Raw genomic sequence first — 23,390 nt, 5'->3', positions numbered from 1 at the left:
GCGAGGAGAAGCGATTCGACGTGGGGTATCTCCATCGAGAGGACCGCATCGTGCGATCTCTGAGCACGTGGAGAGACCGGCTCAAGTTTTTGGAGGTGGTCCCGCGAGGCCGAGCGATTCGAGCCTGCAGCGGTAGGCGGAGCCGTCGCCGGCGACCGGGGCCGCGTACCTCAGGGACCCGTCGACTCGAGCGGAACCCCGTTCACCCGCGCGCCGCCTCCCATTCGGGGCTGCTCAGGAAGTACGTATCGTAGAGCTCCTGCACGTCGCGCAAGGTCTCGGGCGGCTCCTCGCCGTACGCGATGCGCGTCAGCTTGCGAAAGTAGTCGAAGCGCTCGACCCCTGGGGTGATGACGACCAGGAGCTCTGCGCCCTTGCCGCGCGCGGCGGCGAACGCGTGGGCGACCCGGGGAGGGACCACGAGGAGATCGCCCCTCTCGGCCGTCACGATGTCGCTCCCCGAGAGGACCTGCACGGCGCCGTCGAGCACATAGAACATCTCGGCCGAGGCGTCGTGACGATGGGGCCGCGCGCCGTCCGCGTCCTTCGCGAGCGTCACACGGACGGTGGAGAGCGCCCCGCCCGTCGCGCTGCTGTCCGCGAGGAGCTGGATCCGCGCCGTCGGTGAGCCGACGATCTCAGCGTCGGCGCCACGGACGACGACCGACCGATCGAAGCATGGCTGGATGATCGACATGCCGCCCAGTGAAGCACCCGGGGAAGGAGCGCACCTGGAAAAACGTGCGGAGCTCCCCCGCTGGCTGTGGGTGGAGGTGGCCGCTTCGAGGGCGGACGCTGGATGGAGCAGGTGGAGGTGACGTCGTTTTTCCAGGAGGTGGACAGCGCGCGTCGAGGAGGCGGCGCCCGCTCAGGTGAGCGGCAGGGCGCCCCCGGTGTTCAAGACGCCCTCGCCGAAGCTCTTGACGTCTTCGAAGCCCATGTAGTGGAAGCAGCTCACGAGCATGTCGGCGAAGGAGCGATCGCCACGGAAGTCGACCAGCCTTCCGCGCCGGAAGTAGTCGTGGGCCTTGCCCGCGAAGACGACCAGGCTGTCCTCGATGCTGTGGCTGTCGCCCTGCCCGAGCTCGTTCCAGTGCACGACGAGCGTGTTATCCCAGAGCGTGCCGTCGCCGTCGCTCGTGTTCTTCAAGATCTCGTAGAGCTTTGTGTTCTGCTCCCAGAGGTGCTTGTGGATCTTGCGCACGTCGGCGAACGCGGCTTCGTCGCTGTTGTGCGAGATGTCGTGGTGCCCCTCGCTGAGGCCCAGGTTCGAGTAGACGCGGTTGCTGGTGTTGCCGCTCCAGTTGAAGTGCACCACGCGCGTCAGATCGCAGGCGAACGCCAGGGCGCTGATCCTGAAGAACAGCTCGCCAACGATTGCGTGGTTCTCGTCGGCGTAGGGGTTCATCCGCTCGCCGAGCGACGTCTTCACGCACGCGGCCGCGCCGTTGCCGGCCTGGAGCGCGCGCTCGACGTCGCGCATCGCGTCGAGGTGCTGCTGGATCTTGGCGCGGTCCTCGGCGCCGAGCCTGCCGAGGAGGGAGTTGCCCTCTTCGCGCACCAGATCGATGGCCGACTGCTTCTTCGCCAGGCGCCTCAGCACCTCTTGCTGCGCGCCCCCGTCGTCGGAGGCAGCGCCGAAGATCCGGGCGTAGGCCTCGTACGGGTCGGTCTCCGGCGGGATCGGGTTCTGCTCGCCCGCGGGCCCCGCGTGGGAGTGCGTGTTCCAGATGTCGTTCCACTTGTCCCCGACGCGGTACACGAGGTGCCGGTGCGCGACGCGCTCGTCGGTCTCCAGCACGCGACCGCCGATCGCGTAGTCGGCGCTCGGCCCTTCCACGTAACCGATGGTGCTCTCGGTGCCGCCGATCGGGAACGACCCGGTGCCGGACTTCCACGGAGCGAGCGAGCTGCCGCCCTGCTGGTGGTTGTCGGCCCGCTCGGACTCCGGCAGATCGTAGAAGTGCTTGTGCAGGTTGTTGAGGAAGATCAGATCTTCCCGGTAAGGCTCGAGCGGGGCGAGGAACTCGCCGAGCTGAAAGCTCGTCTCACCGCGGGCGTCGAAGCGCCTCGCCGTCTCGTCGCCGTTCGCCTGGAACACGAACATGATGCGGCGCGGGGAAGGCGGCGTCTGGGCTCGCGCGCGGCTCGGGCGCATGGCATCGAGGAACGGGAGCGCGAGCGCAACTCCGGCTGCGCCACGCAGGAATGTACGGCGGCTCAGAGGTTTCATTGTTTCTCCGGGACGATGACGGGGCGGTAGCGGAAGGCGTCGGTCTGCGTGAGCGCGACCACGAGCTCGGACAGGCTGTATCCGCTGTCCTTGAACGCGAGCGAGAGCGAAGCCATCGAGCAGCGATCGGCGTCGGTCTTGTCGCGACCGTAGAAGAAACGGAAGTTTTGCAGCACGTAGCAGGCGCGCGCCTCCTGGCTCTGCGCGAGGCGCTGGCCCAGCTCGGCGGCGTCCGCCACGGGGCCATTGACGTCGCCCGTGCTCGAGATGGTGCTGGAGGTGACGACCGGCCTCCCCGCCTCGTCCTCGGTGCGCGGGCGGCCCACGGCGTCAAACGACTCGAACACCACGCCGATGGGATCCATCAGCGAGTGGCACCCCGCGCAGCTCGGCTCGGTGCGGTGGAGCTCGAGGCGCTCGCGCTGCGAGAGCCCTTCTCCCAGGCCCTCGAGATCGAGCTTGACGTTGTTGGGCGGAGCCGGCACGAGCTTGCACAGGAGATCGGTGCGCACCTTGAGGCCGCGCCGGACGATCGATGTGCGCGTCGCCTTGTCGCGCGTGAGCATCATGCCCTGGGTCAGGACGCCCGAGCGGCCGGGCATGTCGACCTTGATGAAGTCGTCGCCGCTCACGCCGCTCACGCCGTAGTGCTGCGCGAGCGCGCCGTTCACGAAGCTGTAGTCGGCGGCGAAGAGGTCGTCGAGCGAGCCTGTCGGGCTCGCGAACAGGTCCTTCACGAACGTGCGCGTCTCCTGTCGCAGCAAGGCGGGCAGGCCGGGCGCCAGGTCCGGATACACCGCCGGATCGCGGGTCATGTTGCTCAGGATGTCGGTGTCGAGCCACTGCTCGAAATACTCGAGCAAGCGGTCGGCCTTGGGATCGGCCAGCATGCGCCGCACCTGGGCTTCGAGCTGCTCTTTCGTGCCGAGCTCGTCCGCCTCCGCCGCGCGCGTGAGCTCCTCGTCCGGCTGCGACTGCCAGACCAGGTACGAGAGCCGCGAGGCCATCTCGTACGGCGTGGGCTCGGTGACGTCACCCGTGCTCTCCTGGCCGAGCTCGACGCGATAGAGCACGTTCGGCGACTGCAGCATGCTGAAGACGACCCACTCGATGCCGTCTTCGAAGGTGTACCCGTCCGAGCCTGCGGTGAAGCGCTCCTCGTAGCTCTGGACCTCGGCTTCGGTGAGCGGGCGCCGGTACGCTTTGGCGCCGAAGGTGCGGATGAAATCGCGCGCGCACTCGAGCTCACCGAGCTCCTCCGGATCGCAGGAGACCAGGCCCGAAGCGTGGGCCGCGACAGCGGCGATCTGCTCCGCGGCGTCCTGGAACTTCTGCGCGACGAGCGAGCCGACGGTCAAGAAGCTCGCGTTATTGCGGAAGCCGAGCGACTCGGACTCGTTCGGAAACGTGGCGACCGCATTGTCGACGGTGGAGGCCACGCCCGGGACGCTGGAGAAGAGATCCTTCAGCGTGTTGGCATACTCGTAATTGCTGAGGCGGCGGAGCGGCGCCGTGCCGGGCTGCGGCGTCTGACAGAACGCCGAATCCAGCACGTCCTCCGGGGGCACGTTGCTCCCAGGATCGTCCCCGCCGGGGCCCGTGCCAGACCCCGTGGACTGGCCGGACCCGCCGATCTGGCCGTTGCAAGCCGCGACGAACGCGAGCAGGAGCGGCGCAGCGTACATGAGTTTTGAGCCGGAGAGCTCGAGAGGCCAGCGATGCGTGTATTGCTCGGGGTTCACCGTGTTCTCCACGCCGCGCCCGACGAAAGGCACGAGTTGGTGCGAGCGCCGACCACATGGATCGGCGCCTGCACGGGTTCCCGACGCTGCGACTCAACAGCGCCGATTTGACATTATGTACCAGAACCTGTCCTGTCCGGCTCACGGCAGAGGTCGATCGCGAACATTTTTGTGCCCCAACGACCCACCAACCCACCCATTTTATGTACTGTCGTCGCGTTTTTGAATCCCGACGGTAGCGGGGCGCGGCGCACTGCCGGACATCGCTGTCGAGAGCAGAACCTTCAACTATCAATGATTTTGACGCGTGGACGACGGGATCGCGCTGGAGGAGCAGGCGTCTTCCGTCCGCCCCGGGGTCGTGACATCATCGTCGCGACGGGCGCGGTGCGGGTTATCCGACGCTGGCGGAGGTGCGAGCGATGGGGGTCAAGGTTCTCTTCATCGTCAAGGAGATAGAGGGGGCCGAGCCGCTCGGCGCGCTCTACGTGGCGGGTTGCCTGGAGCACGCGGGCCACGAGTGCAAGTTCACCGGGACGCGCGGCCGCGACGTGCTCGCCGAGGTGCGGCGGTACGAGCCGGACGTCATCGCCTTCGGGGCGACGACCGGGCTGCATCGCTATTATCTCGGGCTCAATCACCACATCAAGCAGCATTATCCGAAGGCGGTGTCGCTGATGGGCGGGCCGCACGCGACGTATTACCCGGAGGTCCTCCAGACGCCGGGGCTCGACGTGGTGTGCCAGGGCGAGGGCGAGGACGCGGCGGTCGAGCTGTGCGACGCGCTCGCGCGAGGCGACGATCACCGCGGCATCCGGGACCTCTGGGTGAAGTCGGAGGGAAAAATCTACAGGAATCCGGCGCGCGGGCTGCGCCGCGACCTGGACGCGATCCCCTTCCCTCCGCGGCGGCTGCTCTACGAATACGACGACAGCCTGCGCCGGCGCCCCCTCAAATCGTTCACCACGAACCGGGGTTGCCCCTTCCCGTGCAGCTATTGCTTCAATCCGTCGCTGGTCGAGCACTACGGATCGAGCTGGAAGAAGGTGCGCGTCCGGAGCCCCGAGAACGTCGTGGCCGAGCTCGTCGACGTGAAGAAGCAGGGGCCGCTCCAGTTCGTCGGCTTCCGCGAGAGCATCTTCGTGTACGACGCCGAGTGGTTGAGGCAGTTCGGAGAGCTCTACCGCCGTGAGGTGAAGCTGCCTTATTACTGCCACCTGCGCGCCGACATGATGACCGAGGAGATGGTCGATCTCCTCGCCTGGTCTGGCTGCTACACCGTCAACGTCGGCATCGAGACCGCGAACCCCGAGCTCGCGAACGGCGTGTTGCGGCGCCAGATCCGGATGGACCGGCTTGACCACGGGATCCGCCTCCTCAAGCGCGCGGGGATCGTGGTCTTCGCCGACAACATCCTCGGCATCCCGGGCGGGACGCTCGAGGACGACCTGGCGACGCTGGAGCTCAACATCGAGCTCGACGTGGACTACGCCGCCGCCACCTTGTGCACCCCCTATCCCGGGACGGGGATCGCCGCGTACGCGGTCGAGCACGGCTATTTCAGCGGGGATTTCGACCTCATCGACGACAGCTATTACACGGAGTCGGTGTTGCGCTTCTCGTCTGACGAGGAGAAGCGGCAGATCGAGAACCTGCACAAGATGTTCGCTGTCACGGCCGCCATCCCCGCGCTGCTGCCGCTCGTGAGGCGGCTCATCAGGCTCCCGCCCAACGATTTCTTCTACGCGATGTTCCGCGCCTGGTACCTCGTCTGCCACATGACGGACGTGATGCCGCGCCGGCTCGAGCTCGCCGAGCTCTTCAACAGCGCGCTCTCGATCTTCGGCGTGTACCGGGGCACCGACGAGAACCGGTATCCCGCGCCGGCCCCCGAGGCGTTGCCCATCGCGGCGCCGCCGGCGCAGGCTGCCTGCGGGGACACGAGGACCGTCCAGCTGAGGCGCCGCCCGCGGATCGCGGCGGAGAGCGCGGAGGTGCCGGATGTTCGCTGATCCGAAGAAGGTCGGGCTGCGACGGCTGAAGAGGCGGCTCAAGGCGGGCGCGTCGATCGCGATCGCCATGGCTGCCGGGGTGTTCCTTGCCTGCAAGGGCGGGGCGAGCGACCCGGGTGCGTCGCCGAGCGGCCCCGACGCGCGGACCGGCCCTGAGCGGAAGGGCGCGGCCGGCGGGAGCAGCGGCCAGGGCGCGCCCGCCCCGACCAGCGGCGCCGTGAGTGACGGCGCCTCCGACGCCGGCGATGACCTGGATGCCACGGCTCCCGCGGACGCAGACGCGGGTCAGGCCATCCTGGTCCGCGACGCAGACGCCTCCGCGGACGCCGGCGCCAGCGGAGCGATGGTGGTCCCGAGCGCCAAGCCGTCCACCGGCGTGAAGCCTCGCACACCGCACGTGGACAAAGAAGAGCACCGCAAGGGGATGCCGGTACGCGACAATCTCCTCGAATAATCCCGGGGGGCGGGCAGCCCGGGGGGCGGCGCGCTCGAAGCGAAGAGAAGCGCGCCTGCCGGCGCTGAGGTCACCCGCGCGCTATCGCACCGCCGCACTCGGGCCGCGCGGACGGGCGCGCGCCCGCGAGGTAGGCCCGCGGCGTCACCCCGAGCAGCGACCGGAACTCGGCCGTGAGGTGGGCTTGGTCGTAGAAGCCGGTCTCGAGGGCGAGCCGCGCAAGGCTCGTCGTGGCGAGGCGCTCGGCCGCACGACGGATGCGCACGATGCGCGCATAACGCTTCGGCGATAGGCCGATCTCCTCGTGGAACAGCGCGCGAAGCGTCCGCTCGGCGACGCGAAGGCGCCGCGCGAGCGCGGGGATGGAGGTGTCCGAGCCGGGTGCCGACGCGGAGGCGTCGAGGGCGTCGACGGCGCGGCGCAGGAGCGCCCGGCGCGCCGGGGCATCGGCCCTCGCGCCGAGCGCGCTGCACAGGGCGTCTTCGAGCAGGCGCACCGCGGCGGCCGCGTCCCCGCCGACGCGCGCGAGCGCATGGCGCAGCTCGCGCGCGCGGGCGCCCCAGAGGTCGTCGAGCGGGACGACGCGATCGACGAGCTCGTGCGCGGCGACGCCGAGGGCGGGCCGCGCGGCCCCGGGGTGGAACGAGAGGCGAGCGTAGAGAGGCACCGAGCCCGAGGGCTTGAACGTGGCGCGCTGGAGCGGCCCCACGGCGGCGACGACCGGCTCTCCGCCGGTCCAGCACGCGACGAGCGACGTGGTCCCGCTCGGCAGCCGCGTCCACCCCGCGGGCGGCGAGGGGACGGCGCTCATCACGTGGACGTCGGAGACCCAGGAGCGGAGCGGCGCACGTGGCGGAAGGTCGCGGTTCTCCGGACGGGCGGGAGCGATCAAGGGCGCGAGCACACTGGCAGTGTAGCGCGCGCGGCCTCCGCCGCATGGGCCGTCGCGCGCCGGCGGGCTCGTACTTCGTGCCGGAATCTCCAAGAGACGGCTTCGAGGAGACAGCAGGGTTCGCTCTCGAAACGGAGGTGTTTTATGATCCTTGTTGCTGGTGCGACAGGCACCATCGGTCGCGCGCTTGTCCCACAGCTGCTCGCCGTCCGGGCCGATGTGCGGGTGTTCACCCGCGATCCCGCCCGCACGCGTGCGCTCTGGGGGAGCGACGTCGAGGTGGCCTGCGGAGACCTCACGGATGCGCCGTCGCTCGGGCGCGCGCTCGAAGGCGTCGACCGCGTCTTCTTGCTCACGGCGCCGGGGCCGACGGTGGCGGAGCACGATCGCGCGATGGCCGCGGCGGTGATGAGCTCGCGGGTCGAGCAGATCGTCAAGCTCTCGGCGTACGGCGCCGAGCAAAAGGAGCTCATCGCGTCCGGCTGGCATCGGGCCGGGGAAGAAGCGGTGATCGCGACGGGGCGCCGCTTTACGCTGCTCCGGCCGGCGGGATTCCACTCCAACGTGCTCGCGTGGGCCGCGAGCGTGCGCGCCGGCGCCCCGATCGAGATCTCGACCGGCACAGGGAAGCACGCGGTCGTCGATCCGCGCGACGTCGCGGCCGTGGCCGCTCAGGCGCTCACGTCGAACCATCACGACGGGCGGGCGTATACGCTCACCGGGCCCGTCGGGCTCGACGCGCACGAGCAGGTCGCGATCCTCGCCGAGGCGCTCGGGCGCCCGATCGCCGCCGAGGACGTCCCCGTCGAGCACGCAGCAGCGAAGATGCGGGCGGCCGGCGCCCCGGAAGCGTTCGTCGCAGCGGTCGTCGAGGGCCTCACGTTCCTGCGCGACGGGTGCGCGGCGACGCCGACGGACGACGTGGCCGCGGTCCTCGGCCGCCCGCCGCGCCCCTTCGCTGCGTGGCTCCGGGATCACCTCGACGCGTTTCGCTGAGCACCCGCGATTCGAGAGGAAGGTCGCCGAGAGGCCCTACATCAGGTGATCATTTGTAGAAGCCGATGTCGTCGATGTAGACGTCGAAGCCCTCGCCCTCGGCGAACCCGAACTCGACCGCGAAGAGCCCTGTGAGGTCGATGGTCTCGGCTGTGGGCTCGGCGCCCTCGCCGCCGCGCGACAGCGCCTCGAAGGGGATCACGACCGGGGCCCACTCCGTGCCGAGGCGCGTCGTGGATAACCAGTCGTCAAAGCACGGATTGGCCGTGTCCTCGCCCGACTCATCGCATATCCCGCCCGCGGGATCGGAAAACTTGTCCGGGATAGCGATCTTCATGGTCGCCGCCGCGCCCGGGTCGCCGAGCTTGGCCCAGAACACGATACCGCTGTACGCCGACGCGTCGTAGGCGGACAGACCCCCGTCGGCGCCGTTCAGCGCGAAGCCGACCCCGGCGCCCCACGCAGTGAAGCCGGACCCGAACGTGTGCATCGCCATCGTGCTCTCGCCGCGCGGCTCGGTGAGCGCCTCCGGGATGAACCCGACGGGATTATCTTCCGTGTAGACCGGGGGAGTCTGCGTGCCCGTCCCATCATTGAAGCTGTACCAGTAGCCGACCCTGCCCCCCGCCTCGTCGATGGCGCTGTCGCCGTCTTCCATGTCGTCGATCAGCTCGATGTCCGTGGGGACGACCACCTCGCCCCCGCCCGCCCCTGCGCCGGCCTCGCCGCCCGCAGCCGAAGCCGAGGACGGACCGCCCGTCGCACCGGCCGCGCCGCCCGCGCCGTCCGCCAGGTGGTAGCTGTCGTCCAGCCCCGCGAGCGCGGTGCACCCGCCGGCTGTGAGCGTCCACGCCGCGCACATCCATGCAGCACGCCTCTTCGCCATAACTTCTCCTACCACCGCCGCGCAGGCGCGGTCCACCGCCGCGCGGGACCGCCCACGGCGCGGCGTCAGGCGATCAAGCTGTCGACTGCTCGTTGGGTCGAGAAGAAGAAGGGAAGATTCACAGGGAGCAGCCGTGTTTCCCGTCAAGAGGTGGCTGCGGTGAAAGACCAGGGTCGGCGCGCCTTCACCATCGCGTTGAGGATGGTCAGGAGCTTGCGCATGCAAGCGGTCAAGGCGAGCTTGGCGGGCTTGCCAGCGGCGACCAATCGCTCGTAGAGCGACTGGAGGACCGGGTTGCAGCGCAGGCCCGAGACGCACGCCATGTAGAGCATCGAGCGCACGGGGGTGCGCCCACCGCGGATGCAACGGCGGCGCTCCTTGCCGCCGCTTTCGTCGTTGAACGGCGCAAGACCGGCGAGCGAGGCGATGGTCTTGCGGTCGAGCGTGCCGAGCTCGGGCAGCTCGACCAGCAGCGTCCGCGCCGTGCCCGGGCCGACGCCGGGGACGGTGCGGAGCAACTGGTCCTTCGCGCGCCAGATGTCGCTGCGCTCGATGTGGCCCCGCAGGTCCTCGTCGATGTCCGCGATCTCCTTGGTCAGCCAGTCGATATGGCGGTCGAGGCTAGCGAGCACGCGCTGAGTGCGTCGTGGTCCGAGCAGCGTGGAGCGTCGATTTTTCTCGGCGACGAGCTCTTGCATGAGCTGCCGGCGGCGCGCCAAGAGCTGCTCCAGGGCGAGCGTCGTCTCGTCGGGCATCTCGGTTCGCGATGGCTGCATGGCCGCCGCAAAGTGGGCGATGCACCTGGCGTCGAGCTTGTCGGTCTTGGCCAGCCTCCCGCTCGCCTTGGCGAAGTCGCGCACGTTGCGCGGATTGACCACGGCCACGGGCAGCCGCGCGACGCTGAGCGCGGCGAGCACGGTCATTTCGAAGCCGCCGGTGGCCTCGAGGACGATGAGCGCCGGTCCGATCGACGCCAGTTCCTTCGCCAGCGCCAGCAGACCGTCGTCGTCGTGAGCGCACCGCCACTCGCGCTTGGCCTCGTGCAGCGCGATGTCGAGGTGCTCCTTCGAAACATCGATGCCTACGTACTCTGCCATACTCTGGGACTTTCTTCCGGACGATGACGAAACGATCTCCCCGGCGCGCCCACCCTTGCAACAATGCGAGCTCTGGCTCAGGCAGCCGTTCGGGCTCTGCGAGGAGACCTACACCGCGGCGACCTCAGCTCCCTGACGGTCTTCCAGACCAGGGCGGGGTCGATCTGCCGCGGGGCAGCTTTGTTAACGCTTCGGCGCGCCCCCGACGAGCTTTCCCCCCAAGCTCCCCAAGTTGCCGGTCTCCCCCCGGGCCCCCCTCATCAGCGACGACGACGACGTAGACCAGGCGCTCCCGAGGGTCATACAAGGCGGGGAGGCGAGGAGGCGAGAGATGGGGATTTGTTGTTCGAACCGTCAGCTCGGCGCCGACTGCTTCGGGCGGCATCGATGCGTGGCGGCTGTGGTCCACGGGGGTCGGACAGCTCGGCAACCAGCTCAGCGAGCGCCCTCCGCTCGGATCAGCGAGCGCCCAGGTAGTCCATCTTGCCGATGTCGAGCCCGTTGTGGCGCAAGATCGCGTAGGCGGTCGTCACGTGGAAATAGAAGTTGGGGAGGGCGAAGTTCAGCAGGTAAGGCAGACCCTTGAACTGCATCGGCTGATCGCGGGTCGGGATCGTGACCTCGCGGTCCTCGGAGCCGTCAATCTGCTCCGGCCGGAGGCTGTTCAGGAACGCGATCGTCTTGGCGACGCGGGCCTGTAGCTCCTCGAAGCTGGCCTCGTTGTCCTCGAACTTCGGCACGTCGACGGCCGCCAGCCGCGCTCCACAGCCCTTGGCCGAGTCGGTGGCGATCTGGATCTGACGCGTGAACGAGAGCATGTCCGGGGCGAGGCGCCCGTCGAGCAGGACGCGAGGCTCGATCTTCTTCGCCTCTGCATACGCGACGGCCTTTTTGAGGATCGCCGAGAGGTTGCCGAGCATTCTGACGAGGACAGGGACCGAGGCCTGATACATCGAGATCGTCATCTTCATCTCCTTGCTACCGCACGGTTCGGGCAGCGCGTTCCCGCACGGCGCACGCGACGCGGCGCCGACGTACCCCCGCGGGGACGCGAGCAGGCGCGAACATAGGGCATCCTGCTCCGCTGGCAAGCGCGCTCGCGCGCAGGGCCCGCCCGCGACCTCCCGAGCGCCCGATCGCCGCGCTCGTTCGCCGGAATTTACGGTCTGGGCGCGAAGGACACGCCCTCCGGGCGCTCCGCGTCCCGCGTCATGATGCGTTCGTGAAGTAATGTAAACAGGGTTGACGAACGACACTCGATGACGAGGCGCCGCGAGAGGCTCCCTACCGGGGAGGGAGAACGACGGGAGCGCGTCGAGGTCGCGCGCCGCGCGGCGCGGCGGAACGATGGCCACCCCGGCGCGGCGGGGCGGCCCATCGAGGTTGCTTGACAAGCGAGGCGTGATTCGTTGTCCTACGGTCGGGAGGGCGCGCATCGTCAGGTGAGCAGGGGTGCGCCTGGACACGGCCTTCGACGGGAGACACGTGGAGCAGGTAGGACAAGAAGCGGCGGAGCTCCTGCGTCTCCGCGACCGGATCGCAGAGCTCGAGGCGCACGCCGCGAACCTCGAGCGAGATCTGGAGGGAGCCCGCCAGGCGATGGACCGGCTGCAGCGCAGCCAGTGGCGGCTGAGCCGCCTGCTCGAGATCCCGAACGAGGCGCTCGCCGTCCTCGAAAACGGGCGATTCATCGACGTGAACAGCGAGTTCGAGCGCATGTTCCGCTGCCGCCGCGAAGAGGCCGTGGGCCGCAGCGCCCTTGATTTCGCGGCGCCCGAGTCGCGCGACCTCATCCTCGGTCACCTGCGCTCCGGACACGCCGAGCCGTACGAGGCCATCCTCCTCCGGCTGGACGGGACGACGTTCGTCGCCCTGATGCGCGGGAGGATGGTCGAGGAGGACGGCCGCATGGTGCGGGTGACCTCGGCGGTCGACATCACCGGGCAGAAGCGGGCCGAGAGCGCCCTGCGCGAGAGCTTCGCGCGCGAGCAGGTCATCAAGGCGCAGGCGGAGCTCCTCGCCGAGATATCGACCCCGCTCCTGCCCATTGCGCCGGGCGTGCTGGTCATGCCGCTCATCGGCCAGGTGAACGCCGAGCGAGCACGGGACGTGATCGAGACGCTCACCAAGGGCGTCGCCGCGCACGGCGCCCGGGTCGCCATCCTCGACATCACCGGCATGCGGATGGTCGACGCGCAGATCGCCGATACGCTGCTCACCGCGGCGCGCGCGGTCGGCCTGCTGGGCGCCCGCGTGCTGCTGACCGGGATAAGCCCCGCGACCGCGCGCACCATGGTGGACGTCGGCGGCGATCTCGCCAGCATCGCCACGCTCGGCACGCTCGAGCAGGGCGTCGCCCACGCGCTCGCGAACCGTCGGTAACTCGACGGCGATGTGGGCGCGCTCGTCGAGCCTTGTGCGGAGCGCGCTCGGGATGTCCCTCGACGGCCGCGTCGACGTCACGTTATAGGGGACGCCGATGCGAAACATCCTTTTCCCCTGCTTGTTCACGGCTGCGCTCGCGACCGCGTGCGGCTCCACGACGACCGACCCGGAGCCGTCCGGGAGCGGCGGGTCCACCGCCAGCTCGACAAGCGAAGGCTCGACCAGCGAAAGCTCGACGGACTCCAGCTCGGCCACGGGCACAACCTGCACTCCTGGCGAGACCATGTCGTGCACCTGTCACGCCGCCAGCTTGCCTGGCGTCGCGACGTGCCTCGCCGACGGCAGCGGCTACGGGCCGTGCATGGAAGAAGGCGGCGGCGACTGCAGCTGTCCCCTGGGGCGCGGCGACGGCTGCTGCCCTGGCGACGGCATCTGCTGCGCGTGCGTGCAAGGCTGCGATCCGAGCACGGATCCGCTGCAAGATCCCGAGACGGACGCGCTCATCGCCTGCGTCTGCGCGGCGGGCGTGTGCGCCGACGAGTGCGAGGCGGAGTGCGCCGGCCAGGGTATCAGGGCGGACTGCAGCGCGTGCGTGCAACAGGCGGGCATGGACGTGTGTCAAACGGAATACGACGCCTGCGGCGGGACGTGAGCGCATCGCGCGGCCGGCGGCGCGCAGGGGCGGCACAGACTCCCCCTTCGTGACCTAGGTCGCCCGCGGCTCTACCGCTCTCGACCGCAGCAGCGCATGGATCCGGCGGAGCAGCTCCGCCGGATCGATCGGCTTCGGCAGGATGCGCCCCCCGTGCGCCGAAAGGAACCTCCTGCTCACCTCGCTCGTCGCCCCTCCGGTCATGAACATCACCCGGTCAGCGAGCGCCGGCAGCTCCGCCTCGATCCACTCGTGGAGCTCTATCCCCGTGCCCTCCTGCATCACGATATCGCAGAGCACGACATCGAAGTCCGCGTCCTGCCGGAGCGTCCTCTGGGCCTCTCTGCCGGAGCCCACGCACACGACCTCGTGGGATGGCTCTAGGAGCCCGCAGAGCGCGCGCAGGAGGAGCGGCTCGTCGTCCACGAGGAGGATCCGGGCGCGCCTCGTCGGTCCCTCGTCGCGAGCCGGCGCGGGCGGCACGCGACGAGGGGCCGGCTCGGCGCTCGCCCAGATGGGCAGCCGGACGCGGACGCAGGTGCCCACGCCCGGCTTGCTGCTGACGCCGATGGTCCCGCCGCACGACTCAACGATGTTGCGGCAGATCGCGAGTCCGAGCCCCGTCCCCTCCCCCGCGCGCTTCGTGGTGAAGAACGGCTCGAACAGCCTGTGCATGTGCTCTTCGGGCACGCCGCAGCCCGAGTCCACGATCTCCGCGACGATCTCCCGGCCCTGCTCGCGGGTGCGCACCTCGACGATGTTCTCGGCGACGCGCCCCTCCCGGATCGACTGCGCCGCGTTGATGAGCAGGTTGACGAACACCTGCGTCAGGCGCCCCTCCGCGCCGCCCACGGGAGCGACCGGGGAGAGCTCGCGCACGACGCGCGCGCGGTGCTTCATCTGGGCATGAACGATGTTGAGCGCGCTCTCGATCACCGCGTTGACGTCGGTCGGCCCGCTCGCCTCGTTCGCCTCCACGCGCGCGAACACCCCGAGATCCCCGACGATGTCCACCACCCGCGCGGCGCCGTGGCGGGCGTCCGCGAGCGGCTGGGCGAGGTGCTCCGTGGCGACGCCCTTGTCGGCCAGGCGCCGCACCTCGCGGGCGAGCAGCTCCAGGTTCGCCACCACGTACGCGAGAGGATTGTTGATCTCGTGAGCCACGCCCGCCGCCAGCTGGCCGACCGCGGCGAGCCGCTCGCTGCGCTCGAGCCGTAACCGCAGCTCCTCGGCCCGGCGCCGCCCGGTCACGTCGCGCAGGAGCGCCATGCTCGCGGGGCGCCCCTGCCAGTCCACGTCGACCCAGCGGACGTCGATGACGACCTGCTGCCCTCCGAGCTCCAAGGTCGTCTCGCCGGCGCAGAGCGCCTCCGGACAGCGCCGGCCGGCGACGGGGCGCCCGTCGCCCAGCAGCGACTCCGCGGCGGGGTTCGCGAAGAGCACCGCCCCGGAGGGATCGACCACGATCACCCCATCGGCGCTCCGGGCGATGAGCTGGTGCAGGTTCGCCTCGTTCTCCCGGGCCTCCGCCATCGCGCGCGCGAGCTGCGTCACGAGCTGCTGGCGGCTGACCGCATAGCGGATGGCTCGCCACAGCGCGTCCGCGTCGAGGCGGCGCTTCACGAGGTAGTCCTGCACCGAGGCGCCGAGCGCGCGCTCCGCGAGGCGGACGTCGTCGTGGCCCGTCAGCACCACGATGGGCACATGGGGATCCACCGCCCGCACGCGCTCGACCACCTCGATGCCTTCCCCGTCGGGCAAGGACAGGTCGAGGAGCACGACATCCCACCCTTCCCTCACGCGCGCGAGCCCGGCGGCGAGCGTCTCCGCGTGCGCGAGCTCGGCGCGCTGCCACGACGCGGCCTCGAGGTGGCTCTGCACGATGGAGGCCGCGATGGCGCTGTCCTCGATCAGCAGGAGGCGAAAGCAAGGCAAAGGCGGCGCCCGGCTGGGCTCAGCGAACATGGTGACCCCCTGAGGACTAAGAAACTCAAACGCTTTCCCGGAAGTCAAGCGTCTCTCGCCCTCGCCGCCGATCGCGGCGAGGGTGGAGCGGCGAGCGGCAGGCTCCTCCGCCGCGGACGACGCAACGCACCATCCCGGAGCCCGAGGACTCGCCGTGTCCTCGGCGCTATCGTCGCCGGCAATGGAGTTCCTCGCCTTCCCGAAGATGCCGTGCCTCGGCGCGAGCGACGCGCCGACCTGGGTCGCGCTCGAGAAGATCCACGGCGCGCAGCTCGTGATCGGCGTCGACGCGGCCGGCGTCCATTTCGGCAAGCGCAAGGAGTGGCTCCGGGACGAGGACCCGTTCTTTGGCTGGCAGCTGCTCCGCGCGTCGCTCCGGGACGCCGCCCGCGCGGCGTTCGCGGCGGTCGGCGCGGCGCGGCTCGTCCTTTACGGCGAGCTCTTCGGCGGCGGTTACCCCCATCCGGACGTGCCCGCGGGCGGCGTGAGCGCCGTGCAGACCGGGGTCTGGTACGCGCCCGACCTGCGGTGGGCGCCCTTCGAGCTGCGCGCGATCGACGGCGGCGAGGACGCCTTCCTGGCCTGGAGCGAGGCGGCCCCGGTCGCCGCCGCGGCGGGGCTCATGATGCCCCCGCTGCTCGCCCGCGGGCGCAAGGCGGAGGTCGCCGCCGTGCCCGAGCGCTTCCCGTCGCGCGTCGCGTCCGCCCTGGGGCTGCCGCCGCTCGGCCCGGAGAACCTCGCAGAGGGGCTTGTGGCCAAGCCCGACGTCCGCATGCCGGCCGGGGCCTACATGGCCTTGAAGCGCAAGATCGCCGAGATGCGCGAGGACCGCTTCGACGAGAGCGCGCCGTGGGACCCGGAGCGCCCGGTCGACCTCGCGACGCTGATCCGCTGGGGGGAGCGGCTCGTGAACGGCCCGCGCCTCTCGTCCGCCGCCTCGAAGGTGGGGCGCCACGACAGGGCGGCCGTCGACGAGGAGGCCGCCCTCGACGTGCTCGTGGACCTCGAGGCGGCGTTCCCCGGCGCGATGCGGGCGCTCTCGCCCGAGGACGGCGAGGCGCTGGAGCGCGCCGTCAGGGCGGCCGTCGCGGCGGAGCGGCTCTGAGCCGCGGCGCCGAGCGATCAGGCGGGAGCGAATCGCGCGTCTCCGCCCCGTGCGGTCACGACGCCGCTGGCCGGGCGCCCACGCTGCTCTGCCGCGGTCGCACGTCGGGCCCGAGCTATTCCTCGGCATTGAAGCAGAGAACCCCGTAGACGAGATTCTCTCCTGCGCCTTCGCTCGTGCCGTCAAAGAGGCCACCCCCAGCGTAGCCATGTTGGTTGCACACCTTCTCGGCCACCAGGGACGCTGTCTGCCATTCGTTCATCTCCAGCTCTTCTTGCCATTCAGGCTCCAGTATATCTCGGCGAGGAGTCAAAATACGGCTTGCGTGGACGCAGACGAGCCTCATAGGCGCTCCTGGTACATTGACAATAAAACCACCTTCGTAGTTATCCCGGAGACATTTGCCCCTTCCGAACTGGCTCGATTTTGCCCAGGATCCCGGTATAGGGTACGCTATCGGATCCCGCCGGATGCTCGTCGCGAGCGCCCCCGAAGAGAGGCATCTGTACCTCAGGTCGGAGCCCCCTCCTGCCAAGCGGATCTCCTCGACGGGGAACCCGCCGATCTTTCTCTCGTCGACACAGCGTTCGTTTGCCAGATCGTAATAATCCTCCCATGTTGGAGGAGCAAAGTTGAACCCACCTGGATCTTCAAATCTGGTGGTGCGCTCCGCTGTGGTGGCTGGAGCGGAGAGGGCGGCATTGTCCCGGCCCAATTCTGCAGTGAGCTCATTGGCCCCATATCCATATGACATGATATCGGAAGCCCTGCACCCAAAATCGCGATGAGGCCCCTTACGCTTCGCCCGTGAGTGGGGCTCATGTGACATCTCCTTGCACCAGCACCACTGCCATTTACCGCTCGATACCATCCGTCATTTCGGCAGCAAGGCATAGACTATCTTGCCACTGAGCTCACACGTCTAGTTGGAGCCTCGCCGTCGCAATTTCCATCAACTATTATTGCGAAGAATCCGCACCGGCGTGACCCTCTCCACCGTTCGCGCCGTTCCCGCCGCCGCTTCGGCGGCCTTTTGCGCTATCCTCACGACCTCGAGGAAGAGGCGGATCTGATGGGCCATGGACCTGTAGCCTTCGTCGTAGAGAAGCTCCTTTTCGAACGGGTTGAGCTCGAACTTGAACGGAGATATCTTCCCTGTGTTTATCTGGATGACCCTGACCCATTTCAGCAGGTCCATGAGCTCTTCCGTGTCGCTGATGTCGTGCGCCTCCTGGGCGGTGGATGCGAGGGCGTACGCCGCCCGGAACGCCATGAATGGAGATCGAATTTGATGCATCCTGTCGCTCAGGAGCCGTATCCCGATGGTGGCCTCGGGCGCTCCGGGGCGCGGCCGATCGAACAGCCTGATCGGGAAATTGCTCAGCAGCCCGCCGTCCACGATGAAGCTCGTCACGCCGTTGCGCCCCGTGAGCCGCACCGGTCGGAATACAAATGGTACGCTCATGCTCATCCGGACAGCCAAGGCGACGTCCAGATCGTCTGGATCGTATCCGTACCTGTCGCTCTCAATGTCGTCTGGGAGGATGAGCATGCGTCCTCTCGTGATGTCGGACGCAACCAGGCGTAGTCGGTATCTGTTCTGCCGAAGCCCGGCGTTGCGAGGGTCGATGAAATCTCGGAACGTGGTCTTCTTCTTCTCGCGGAGCAGCTCTCGGATGAAATCCGTGAAGTAGTCCCCCTTGTACATCCCCAGGTGGAGCAGGAGCCCGCTCAGCCTCTCCAGGTTGCCGACCACCGGGATGCGGCCGAACCACGAGCTGTCGGCGAACCGGGCGATCTCGGGGCCGCCGATGATCTTCTTGAGCTCCGATGACGTATAGCCGGCCGCGAACAGGGTGGAGACGATGGCGCCCGCGGAGGTCCCCACCATGCGAGCCTCCGTGCTGCCAAGAAAGTAATCCTTGTTCTGTTCGAGCTCCTCCTCCAGGGCCTGTATGGCCCCCACCAGAGCTATCCCCTTGACGCCGCCGCCTTCAAGCGCGAGGTTGATTCCGATTTTCGGTCGTTCGGCCTCGAGACTGTCCTGGCTTTCTGGCGTGTCGTGCGTGTCGTTACCTTCCGGTGGTCGAGTGCTGCTCATGGTGTGGCCTGCCGTGCTGTACACATCTGTGGTCTCGTTTGAATCTGTTCCGGCACAAGGGCGCGTCAAGCCAGCGTCACGAGCCAGCTTGGGGCCTCGCGGCCAACAAAGCGCCCGAGTCGAGGCTGGCGCCACATCGCGACGCCCGCTGGCATGGTAGACATGGGCTGGATTTCCTCGCACCCAAGGTGACCCATGGCCCGTGTCTTCTCGTTTTTCTCGCCGGAAGTGCAGCAGGACCCGTATCCGCAGTACGCGAAGGCGCGCGCGGAGGAGCCGGTCTTCTTCTGCGAAGACCTGGGCATGTGGGTGGCTACCCGGCAGGCGGATGTCGCCGCGATCCTCCGCGACACGGACCGGTTCTCGTCGCGGCTCACCACGATGAGCGTCAAGGAGCCGCCGCCCGAGGTCGTGGCCGTCCTGCGAAGGGGGTTCCCGCGGACGACCTCGATCATCCACCTCGACCCACCGGAGCACACCTCGGTCCGGCGGAAGATGAACGCCGCCTTCACCGCCGAGCGAATCGCCTCCATGGAGGGCGCCATCTCCACGCTGGCAAACCAGCTCGTGGCCTCGTTCGAGGCAGACGGCCGGGCAGAGCTCATGGCGCGCTTCTGCAGCCCGCTGCCTGTGGCGGTCATCGCCGGCATCCTGGGTGTTTCGCCGGCCGACGCCGGCAAGTTCGGTCAATGGGCAGATGACGCGGCGCGCTTGCTCATGAGCGGTCACCTACCGACCGACGCGTGGGTGAGAGCGGCCGAGAGCGTGGTGACCATGCAGCACCACCTCGCGGGGCTCCTCTCCGCGCGGAGCACCACGCCGGCCGACGACCTCCTCACCGTCCTCGTCCAGGCGGCCACGGACCCGAGCGGTCAGCTCGACATGGCCAAGGCGGTCAGTTATGCGACCGCGTTCGTGTTCGCGGGCCACAAGACCACCACGGACCTGCTCGGCAACGGGGTGCACCTGTTGCTCCTGCACCCCGACAGGCTCGCCGCGCTCGCGCGCGATCCGTCGCTCGCCGCCGCCGTCGTGGAGGAGACCCTCCGCCGGGACTGCCCGGTCCCCGGGACGACCCGTGTCGCCAGCGTCGACGTGACGATCGGGGATGTCACGATCCCCAAGGGTGCGCGGGTCTTCGCGCTCCTGGGCTCTGCCAACCACGACGAGGCCGTCTTCGAAGCCCCTTCGCGCTTCGAGCCCGGGCGCCCCGACGGGGGCGAGCACCTCGCGTTCGGCCGCGGCGTTCACTTCTGTCTCGGCGCCCCCCTCGCGCGACTCCAGGGGCGCGTGGCGCTGTCCGTGCTCACGCAGCGCTTGCAAGGCCTTCGCCTCGCGGGCGATCGACCTGTGCAGTTCCGGCAGGTCACCATGTTCCGAGGACCCGTGTCCCTCGACGTCGCCTGGGACGTCAGCGGGCAGGGAGCGAGCGCGTAAGGGAAAGCTGGTCGGAGCGCCGGGGCAGCAGCTCGCGGCGCACGCTCAGGTCGGCCAGCGCCGCGGCGCTGTTACGTGGCCTTGCGCCCGCGCTCCGCGAGCTGCGGCACCTGGGGTGTCGAGCGCGTTCAGGTCGCGCGCGCGACGCTGACCGCGGCGCCGCCTTGGGTGACGCGACCGGCGAGCGCTTGATCGTAGAGGGCCTGTTCGTTGGCCTTGTGAGCGGCCGTGAAGCGCACCACGATCGCGCACACCGACGTGGCGAGCGCGGCGAGGCCCAGCAACGCAAAGCAGTGCTGGATGTCGCCGACCGCCTTGAGCAGGAGCCCCGCCGCGACCGCGCCGACATTGCCGCCCGCGCCGACGATACCTGCGATGCCGCCGAGCGCCTTGCGATCGACGAAGGGCACGAGCGCGTAGGTGGCGCCGCAAGCCATGTGCGTGAACATCCCGAAGCAGATCATCGCGAGCACCGCCATCCCCACCGTCTTCGTTTGGGAGAACCAGAGCAGGCCGAGCCCCTCGCCGATCATCAGCACGAACAAGAGGGTCGTCCGGGCGTCCAGGCCCTTGCGCTGTGCCAGCCGATCCGAGAGCATGCCGCCCATCGCGCGCGCGAACAGCGCCAGGAGCCCGAAGCTACCCGCGGCCAAGCCCGCGGTCTGGAGATCGAGGTTGAAGCGATCCACGTAGTAGCTGGCCGCCACGTTGTGCACGAAGAGCTCGATCCCGAAGCAGGCTCCGTACGTGAAGAACAACATCCAAGCCCGGTAGTTGCGCCCCGCCGCTTTGAAGACCTCCCATCCGCCCTTCTTCCCGCTCTCGATCTCGACGCCCGCCGCGCGGAGGTCCTTGTAGTTCCCTTGCGGGCAGTCCTGAGTGAACTTCCAATAGAGGACCGCCACGACGAGCATGAGCGCGCCCGGCACGAGCATCGAGATGCGCCAGCCGACGGACGAGGAGACACCCAGGCTCAGCACCGCCGCGAGCACCCAAGGCATGGTCGACTGCGTGACGCCCCCGCCGGCGTTGCCCCAGCCCGCGCTGGCCGCGTTCGCGGTGCCGACCACGTTGGGAGCGAACATGACGGACGTGTGATACTGCGTGATCACGAAGCTCGAGCCGATCATGCCGATCAGCAGCCTGAAAAACAGGAAGACCTCGTAGCTCTGCGCAAGGGCGATCCCGATCACGGGGATGGCGCCGAACGCGAGCAAGCACGTGTAGGTCACACGCGGACCGTACTTGTCGCAGAGCGGCCCGATCAGCAGGCGGCCCGCCACCGTGATCCCTACCGCCGCGATGTTGATGTTGGCGATCTGCGCGCCGGTCAGCCCGAATTCGCCCTTGATGACGGGCATCAGCGGTGCCACCGCGAACCACGCGAAAAAGCAGGCGAAGAACGCCAGCCAGCTCAGGTGGAATGCGCGCATCGCTGGAGTCGAGAGTGAAAAAAGCTCGATTTTATTCGCCTTGGTAGCCTGGGCCATGGTGCCTCGCGGGTTGCCGGTTCTGAAGGACCTCGGGGTGCGGAGCTCGAGGCTTCTGGACGGATCCATAAAACGAGGCCCGTAAATGAGTCGTAAAACGTATGTTTCCTTTTGATATCCTTGCCGTGACCATCACGGCACGCGGCGCGCGGTCGAGGCGCCTGCCAGCGGCTGCGAAGGGTATGTTTCCTTTTGATATCCTTGCCGTGACCATCACGGCACGCGGTGCTCGGTCGGGGCGCCTGCCAGCGGCTGCGAAGGGTATGTTTCCTTTTGATATCCTCGCCGTGACCATCACGGCACACCGCACGGTCGGGGCGCCTGCCAGCCGGCGCCTGCTAGCGGCCGCGAGGGGCAGGCGCTTCCCGCCAAGCGGGCTCACGAGGCGGTGGCCTGCGCTCTGCGGTGCCGGGCGCACGAGCGCCACGCCTTGGGCCCGGCGGGCGGAGGCGGGGGGTCTCGGGTGTCCTGGCCGCCCCAGCCCGCGGCTCACGGCGTCGGCACGTTGACCAGATGGGCCGCACATCGGCCGTCCTTGCAGAGGCAGCCGCCGCCGCAATCCATCGTCCCGCCGCGGCACTCCTGCGTGCACATCAGGCCGCGATCGCACGTGGGCGCGGTAGCCTTCGCGATGCACGCGGCCGCGTGGCACGCGCACACGGGCACACAATCGGCGTCGCTCTTGCACGGATCGCCGCCCACGACGATCCGCTCGCCCATCGGGGCGGCCACCGGCGGCACGCGCCGCCTTTCTACAGGAGGCGGGTTCCCCGGAGGCGCGTTCGAGCGCGGAGGCGCGTTCGAACGCGGAGGCGCATTCGAACGCGGAGGCGCATTCGGGGCGGATGGCGCGTTCGGGCCGGGAAGCGCGTCGACCGGAGGCGCGTTGGAGCGCGGAGGCGCGTTGGAGCGCGGAGGCGCGTTTGGGGCGGATGGCGCGTCGACCGGAGGCGCGTCCGGGCCGGGAGGCACGTTCGAGGCGGGAGGCGCGTCCGGACCGGCAGGCACGTTCGAGCCCGTAGGCTCCTGCGCCGACGCCGTGCACGCAGCGCCGCAGAGCCCCGCGGCCAGGACGACCCCCACCGACCCGTCGAGGATGTGTCTCATGCGCGTGCTCTCTCACGGATCACCACGCCGTTCCACCCGGCCCCCGAGCTCATCCTCGCCCGGCGCCGCCCCGGAGCGGCGGCCGGCGGATCACGGCGGCCGCCCGGTGGTCTGCCATCCCGTCCCCCCCGGACGCCCCGACAACCCAGGAGCCCGGACGCCCCGGCGACCCGAAAAAAAAATCGTCGGCGCCATGTCGAGCCAGCGCACCGTGCTCCGACATCCAGGCGAGGGCGCGGTCGCGGTGACCGCGCCGCCCTCACCTCACCGCCGGGCCCGACCCGGCCAGGAGCCCCGATCATGGCCACCACGCAGACGATCAAGACGTGCCTCTGGTTCGAGAACAACGCCGACGAGGCGGTGCGGCATTACCTGTCGATCTTCAAGGGCGCACGGATCCTCTCGGAGCTCCGCTCCGGAGACGCGGGTCCAGGGCCCAAGGGCTCGCTCATCACCGCCGAGCTCGAGCTGAAAGGCCAGCCCTTCGTCCTCCTGAACGGCGCGCGCGAGAAGTTCAACGAGACGATCTCGCTCGTCGTCACCTGCGAGACGCAGGAGGAGGTCGACGAGCTCTGGAGCAAGCTCACGGCCGACGGCGGCGCCGAGAGCCAGTGCGGGTGGCTCAGGGACAAGTTCGGCGTTTCCTGGCAGATCATCCCGTCGGCCCTGATCCGGCTCCTCCAGCACCCGGAGCCGGCCAAGGCGGGGCGGGTCATGCAGGCGATGATGCAGATGAAGAAGATCGACATCGCCCGGCTCGAGGAGGCCGCCCGATAGGCGACCTCGCTCCGCCCGCCAGAGGTCCGGTCAGGGATGGCCGGCCCTCTGCGCCGCTT

Annotated in this window: 20 protein-coding genes; 8 read left to right on the top strand and 12 right to left on the bottom strand. The window is 69.1% G+C overall.

Annotated elements, in window-relative coordinates; translation table 11 throughout:
* Positions 1-202: 202 nt before the first annotated feature.
* The 3 genes from WME90_RS04250 to WME90_RS04240 all read right to left on the bottom strand — a co-directional run bounded on the left by WME90_RS04250 (position 203) and on the right by WME90_RS04240 (position 3,975).
* A complete protein-coding gene (locus tag WME90_RS04250) occupies positions 203-697 on the bottom strand; it encodes a cupin domain-containing protein (RefSeq protein ID WP_437279775.1) in 495 nt (164 codons plus the stop codon).
* A 171-nt stretch (positions 698-868) separates the two neighbouring features.
* Positions 869-2,233, bottom strand: coding sequence for a DUF1552 domain-containing protein (locus WME90_RS04245; protein WP_437279774.1), 1,365 nt, complete (start codon positions 2,231-2,233; stop codon positions 869-871).
* The gene (locus tag WME90_RS04240; protein ID WP_437279773.1) at positions 2,230-3,975 is read right to left on the bottom strand and encodes a DUF1592 domain-containing protein; all 1,746 of its coding nucleotides are present in this window, start codon (positions 3,973-3,975) and stop codon (positions 2,230-2,232) included. Before WME90_RS04240 ends, WME90_RS04245 begins: the two co-directional genes overlap by 4 nt.
* 422 nt (positions 3,976-4,397) lie before the next feature.
* On the opposite strand from WME90_RS04240, the gene WME90_RS04235 reads away from it, so the two are divergent.
* Positions 4,398-5,987, top strand: a complete 1,590-nt coding sequence (locus WME90_RS04235) for a B12-binding domain-containing radical SAM protein (RefSeq protein WP_437279772.1) — start codon at positions 4,398-4,400, stop codon at positions 5,985-5,987.
* Positions 5,977-6,441 carry a hypothetical protein gene (locus WME90_RS04230; RefSeq protein ID WP_437279771.1) on the top strand — a complete coding sequence of 155 codons (465 nt, stop codon included), beginning with the start codon at positions 5,977-5,979 and terminating at the stop codon, positions 6,439-6,441. The genes WME90_RS04235 and WME90_RS04230 overlap by 11 nt, the downstream gene beginning before the upstream one ends.
* Before the next feature lie 70 nt (positions 6,442-6,511).
* Here the strand turns inward: WME90_RS04230 and WME90_RS04225 are convergent, their stop codons facing one another.
* On the bottom strand, positions 6,512-7,252 hold the full coding sequence (locus WME90_RS04225; RefSeq protein WP_437279770.1) for a helix-turn-helix domain-containing protein: 741 nt from the start codon (positions 7,250-7,252) through the stop codon (positions 6,512-6,514).
* A gap of 225 nt (positions 7,253-7,477) precedes the next feature.
* On the opposite strand from WME90_RS04225, the gene WME90_RS04220 reads away from it, so the two are divergent.
* Positions 7,478-8,329 (top strand): NAD(P)H-binding protein, encoded by an 852-nt coding sequence (locus WME90_RS04220; protein WP_437279769.1) that lies wholly within the window; start codon positions 7,478-7,480, stop codon positions 8,327-8,329.
* 49 nt (positions 8,330-8,378) lie between these two features.
* Here the strand turns inward: WME90_RS04220 and WME90_RS04215 are convergent, their stop codons facing one another.
* The 3 genes from WME90_RS04215 to WME90_RS04205 all read right to left on the bottom strand — a co-directional run bounded on the left by WME90_RS04215 (position 8,379) and on the right by WME90_RS04205 (position 11,277).
* Positions 8,379-9,215, bottom strand: coding sequence for a hypothetical protein (locus WME90_RS04215; RefSeq protein ID WP_437279768.1), 837 nt, complete (start codon positions 9,213-9,215; stop codon positions 8,379-8,381).
* Positions 9,216-9,358: 143 nt separating this feature from the next.
* Positions 9,359-10,312, bottom strand: coding sequence for an IS110 family transposase (locus WME90_RS04210; protein WP_437277021.1), 954 nt, complete (start codon positions 10,310-10,312; stop codon positions 9,359-9,361).
* A gap of 458 nt (positions 10,313-10,770) precedes the next feature.
* The gene (locus WME90_RS04205) at positions 10,771-11,277 is read right to left on the bottom strand and encodes a DUF1993 domain-containing protein (protein ID WP_437279767.1); all 507 of its coding nucleotides are present in this window, start codon (positions 11,275-11,277) and stop codon (positions 10,771-10,773) included.
* Positions 11,278-11,764: 487 nt separating this feature from the next.
* On the opposite strand from WME90_RS04205, the gene WME90_RS04200 reads away from it, so the two are divergent.
* A complete protein-coding gene (locus tag WME90_RS04200) occupies positions 11,765-12,694 on the top strand; it encodes a PAS domain S-box protein (protein ID WP_437279766.1) in 930 nt (309 codons plus the stop codon).
* A 97-nt stretch (positions 12,695-12,791) separates the two neighbouring features.
* Positions 12,792-13,349, top strand: a complete 558-nt coding sequence (locus tag WME90_RS04195; protein ID WP_437279765.1) for a hypothetical protein — start codon at positions 12,792-12,794, stop codon at positions 13,347-13,349.
* Positions 13,350-13,403: 54 nt separating this feature from the next.
* On the opposite strand, the gene WME90_RS04190 is transcribed toward WME90_RS04195, so the two are convergent.
* A complete protein-coding gene (locus tag WME90_RS04190) occupies positions 13,404-15,314 on the bottom strand; it encodes a response regulator (protein WP_437279764.1) in 1,911 nt (636 codons plus the stop codon).
* Between the two features lie 154 nt (positions 15,315-15,468).
* Between WME90_RS04190 and WME90_RS04185 the strand changes: the two genes are divergently transcribed.
* Complete coding sequence (locus WME90_RS04185) at positions 15,469-16,419, top strand: RNA ligase family protein (RefSeq protein ID WP_437279763.1); 951 nt, start codon at positions 15,469-15,471, stop codon at positions 16,417-16,419.
* 115 nt (positions 16,420-16,534) lie between these two features.
* On the opposite strand, the gene WME90_RS04180 is transcribed toward WME90_RS04185, so the two are convergent.
* Positions 16,535-17,173, bottom strand: a complete 639-nt coding sequence (locus WME90_RS04180; protein WP_437279762.1) for a hypothetical protein — start codon at positions 17,171-17,173, stop codon at positions 16,535-16,537.
* A 198-nt stretch (positions 17,174-17,371) separates the two neighbouring features.
* Positions 17,372-18,544: a patatin-like phospholipase family protein gene (locus WME90_RS04175; protein WP_437279761.1), complete on the bottom strand. Its 1,173-nt coding sequence runs from the start codon at positions 18,542-18,544 to the stop codon at positions 17,372-17,374.
* A gap of 171 nt (positions 18,545-18,715) precedes the next feature.
* On the opposite strand from WME90_RS04175, the gene WME90_RS04170 reads away from it, so the two are divergent.
* Positions 18,716-19,957 (top strand): cytochrome P450, encoded by a 1,242-nt coding sequence (locus tag WME90_RS04170; RefSeq protein ID WP_437279760.1) that lies wholly within the window; start codon positions 18,716-18,718, stop codon positions 19,955-19,957.
* A 128-nt stretch (positions 19,958-20,085) separates the two neighbouring features.
* On the opposite strand, the gene WME90_RS04165 is transcribed toward WME90_RS04170, so the two are convergent.
* Positions 20,086-21,447, bottom strand: coding sequence for an MFS transporter (locus tag WME90_RS04165; RefSeq protein WP_437279759.1), 1,362 nt, complete (start codon positions 21,445-21,447; stop codon positions 20,086-20,088).
* Between the two features lie 489 nt (positions 21,448-21,936).
* Entirely contained in the window at positions 21,937-22,188 is a 252-nt protein-coding gene (locus WME90_RS04160; RefSeq protein ID WP_437279758.1) for a hypothetical protein, read from the bottom strand.
* 666 nt (positions 22,189-22,854) lie between these two features.
* Here WME90_RS04160 and WME90_RS04155 point away from each other — a divergent pair.
* A complete protein-coding gene (locus WME90_RS04155) occupies positions 22,855-23,331 on the top strand; it encodes a VOC family protein (RefSeq protein ID WP_437279757.1) in 477 nt (158 codons plus the stop codon).
* Positions 23,332-23,390: the final 59 nt, after the last annotated feature.

Origin of the sequence: Sorangium sp. So ce375, assembly GCF_051473855.1 — a bacterium.
In the GTDB taxonomy this organism is placed as follows: Bacteria; Myxococcota_A; Polyangia; order Polyangiales; family Polyangiaceae; genus Sorangium.
This window is presented reverse-complemented; position numbering and strand designations above follow the sequence as displayed.